This window comes from Mycobacterium sp. PSTR-4-N (genome assembly GCF_022348085.1).
Taxonomy (GTDB): Bacteria; Actinomycetota; Actinomycetes; order Mycobacteriales; family Mycobacteriaceae; genus Mycobacterium.
This window is the reverse complement of sequence record NZ_JAKRFN010000051.1, coordinates 1-2789: the sequence shown is the minus strand read 5'-3', so window position 1 is coordinate 2789 and position 2789 is coordinate 1. Positions and strand designations below refer to the sequence as shown.

Annotated in this window: 4 protein-coding genes and 1 pseudogene; 1 reads left to right on the top strand and 4 read right to left on the bottom strand. The window is 69.3% G+C overall.

Features of this window, described 5'->3' with window-relative positions:
• The 4 genes from MHN84_RS29550 to rimP all read right to left on the bottom strand — a co-directional run.
• The coding region (locus MHN84_RS29550) for a translation initiation factor IF-2 N-terminal domain-containing protein (RefSeq protein ID WP_241207987.1) at positions 1 to 330 on the bottom strand (330 nt) is incomplete at its 3' end.
• Positions 331 to 408: 78 nt separating this feature from the next.
• Positions 409 to 699 carry a YlxR family protein gene (locus MHN84_RS29545; protein ID WP_241207986.1) on the bottom strand — a complete coding sequence of 97 codons (291 nt, stop codon included), beginning with the start codon at positions 697 to 699 and terminating at the stop codon, positions 409 to 411.
• 162 nt (positions 700 to 861) lie between these two features.
• The gene (gene nusA, locus MHN84_RS29540) at positions 862 to 1908 is read right to left on the bottom strand and encodes a transcription termination factor NusA (protein WP_241207985.1); all 1047 of its coding nucleotides are present in this window, start codon (positions 1906 to 1908) and stop codon (positions 862 to 864) included.
• Positions 1905 to 2438, bottom strand: a complete 534-nt coding sequence (gene rimP / locus MHN84_RS29535; protein WP_241207984.1) for a ribosome maturation factor RimP — start codon at positions 2436 to 2438, stop codon at positions 1905 to 1907. Before rimP ends, nusA begins: the two co-directional genes overlap by 4 nt.
• A gap of 159 nt (positions 2439 to 2597) precedes the next feature.
• On the opposite strand from rimP, the pseudogene MHN84_RS29530 reads away from it, so the two are divergent.
• A pseudogene (locus MHN84_RS29530) lies at positions 2598 to 2789 on the top strand (hypothetical protein); the annotation flags it as partial.

Genomic DNA, 2789 nt, shown 5'->3' with positions numbered 1-2789 from the left:
GGGGGCCGGGGGCGCCGCAGGGGCGGCGGGGGTGGGCGGCTGCGCAGCGGCGGGCGCCGATGGCCGGGGACCGGGTTTCGGACCGGGCTTGGCCGGTGCAGCTGCGCCGTTGCCGGCACTACCGTTGCCGGCGCTGCTACCGCTGCTCGCCGCTCCGGAGGTGGACTTGGAGCCGCCGAACGACTCCCTCAATCGGCGGGCGACGGGCGCCTCCACCGTGGACGATGCCGACTTGACGAACTCACCTTGTTCGCTCAGCCGAGCCAGAACTTGCTTACTGGTGACACCGAGTTCCTTCGCCAACTCGTGCACGCGGGCCTTACCTGCCACTACATCTCCTGTCTGAGAGGCGACAGCGGTGGTAGGCGCCGCGCCTCGGGTTAGCTATGACGCATGGTCATCGGGACTTCACGGTGTGCTCATGTTCTTCGCTACCTGTTCTCTTGCCCGGGGCGTCTCGAGCGTCTCGAATTCGGCGAAACGCTCGACCACCGCGGTGATGTCCGGTGAACCGGCGATCCGGAGCGCTCGGCCGAAGGCCCGCCGGCGAACCGCCTCGCGTAGACATCCTGGATCGGGATGCAGCCATGCACCCCGCCCCGGAAGACTCTTCGCCGCGTCAACGGTCACAGCCCTGGTGTCATTCCCAGAACCCTGCCCGCCGTGAACGGCGACGATCCGAAGCAGATCGACGGCCAACTCTCGTCGTCGGCATCCGATGCAGGTCCGCACCGGTCCCCCGGAGGGGGTGTCGCTGCTTTTCCGCATCCGAGCCGACGTCTCGCGCTGGATCACAGCTGAGTCTACCGTCACGACGTCGTCGAAAAGAAAATCGGTCCGCTGCAGCGCGCGGGGCGGCCGCTACTGCTGACCGTCCGCGCGGGCCGCGTCGGGCCGCCGGTCGGCGCGACCGGTGTCGGATGCCGCGTCGTCGCTGCGGATGTCGATGCGCCACCCGGTCAGCCGCGCCGCCAATCGTGCGTTCTGGCCTTCCTTGCCGATGGCCAGCGAGAGTTGGAAGTCCGGCACGATGACGCGCGCCGCCTTGGCCGCTTCGTCGATCACCGTCACCGACACGACCTTGGCCGGTGACAGCGCGTTGGCGACGAATTTCGCCGGGTCCGCGTCGTAGTCGATGATGTCGATCTTCTCGCCGGACAGTTCGCTCATCACATTGCGCACCCGCTGGCCCATCGGGCCGATGCAGGCGCCCTTGGCGTTGAGTCCGGGCGTCCTGGACGCCACCGCGATTTTGCTGCGGTGACCCGCCTCGCGTGCCACGGCCACGATGTCCACCGAACCGTCGGCGATCTCGGGAACCTCGAGGGAGAACAGCTTGCGGACCAGGTTCGGGTGGGTACGTGAGAGCGTGATCACCGGTTCCCGCGCCCCGCGAGACACCCCGACGACGTAGCACCGCAGCCGGTCGCCGTGTTCGTAGCTCTCGCCGGGCACCTGCTCGGCGGCGGGGATCACGCCCTCGGAGCCCTTGGTCTCGCTGCCGATCCGCACGACGACCAATCCGCGGGCGTTGGCTCTGGCGTCGCGTTGGATCACGCCGGCCACGATGTCGCCCTCGCGCGCAGAGAACTCGCCGTAGTTCTTCTCGTTCTCGGCGTCACGCAGGCGCTGCAGGATCACCTGCCGGGCCGTGGTCGCCGCGATCCGGCCGAAACCCTCGGGCGTGTCGTCCCATTCGTGGAGCACGTTGCCGTCGGCGTCGGTCTGCCGGGCCATCACCTTGACCACACCGGTCTTGCGGTCGACGTCGATGCGGGCGTCGGCCTCGTGCCCCTCGGTGTGCCGGTAGGCCGTCAGCAGTGCCGATTTGATGGTCTCGACGACCACATCGACAGAGATCCCCTTGTCGGCCTCGATCGCGTGCAGCGCGGCCATGTCGATGTTCATGGTTGACTGTGCCTTCCGGTCTGCCCCGCCAGCTCCAGCTCGCGCGGACTCGGTGGTGAGAATTCGACCTGCACAACAGCTTTGGTGATCTGCTCGCGCGCGACCTGACGTACCGACAGCGCGCGGCGGGGCCCTTCTCGCATCACGACGTCGACGGTCGCGCCGTGCAGCTCGCCCAGCCGGCCGGTGAGCGTGGAGCCGTCGGACAGGGTCAGCTCCACCATGCGGCCCTGGGCGCGGCGGTAGTGCGTGTCGGTGCTCAGCGGTCGGTCCACCCCTGGCGAGGTGACCTCCAGCACGTAGGCCTGCGTGTCGAGATCGTCGAGAATCCCCGAGGCGGTCCGGGACAGTTCGGCGATGGCGTCGAGGTCGAGCCCCTCGTCGCCGTCGGCGACCACCGTCACCCGGGGCGGGCGTGCCGCTGCATCTATGACGACGTCCTCGATGTCGTACCCGGCGCGCGCGAACTCCTCGGCGAGCAGATCGATCACCTGTCGCTGCGACGGCAATCCTGCGTACCGCTCCGCCACGGTGAGCTCCTCGTCTTGAGTTGTCTCTCGAACTGGTCGAACGGCACCCTACGATACGCCAGGCGGGCGATCCGAATAACGAAAGCGCCGCTTACGCGGGCCGTATCTGCTGCACCCGCCGCCATGTCGATCCCGGTCGACCCCGGCCTCGATGGCAGGATGTGGCACGTGCCGAGCCGCCCGCCGACCCTGCGCCGTCGTGAGGTGCTGGCCGGACTCGTCCTGCTGCCCGCCGTCGCGGCGGCCGCGTGCGGCGCACCGCCGCCTCCGCCGGAGCTCGACGACCTGACCACCGCGCTCGACCGGGCGCGGGCGGACAGCCGGCTCGCCGAGCAGGCCGCCGCCGCGGTG